At 60.0% G+C, this 230-nt stretch carries 1 protein-coding gene; it reads right to left on the reverse strand.

Features of this window, described 5'->3' with window-relative positions; genetic code table 11:
- The coding region (locus SB717_RS40015) for a vitamin B12 dependent-methionine synthase activation domain-containing protein (protein ID WP_410908937.1) at positions 1–230 on the reverse strand (230 nt) is incomplete at both ends.

A 230-nucleotide genomic window follows, 5' to 3' on the forward strand; every position in this document is an offset into this window, starting at 1 on the left:
GAAATAGTGGCTGTCCGCATGGCCGAAATAGAGACCGGAGACGGAAGACCCCGGCATCATCGCCCGGCTTTCCGTCAGCTGGATGCCGGTCAGACGCTCCGCGTCGAGCAGCTTGAACAAAGTGTCCTTCTCGGTGTGATCTGGCTGAGCCGGATAACCGGCCGCCGGGCGGATGCCCTGGTATTTCTCGGCAATGATGTCCTCTATCGAGAGGTTCTCATCGGCCGCAT

Source organism: Priestia sp. SIMBA_032, assembly GCF_046535215.1.
GTDB classification, from domain to species: Bacteria; Bacillota; Bacilli; order Bacillales; family Bacillaceae_H; genus Priestia; species Priestia aryabhattai.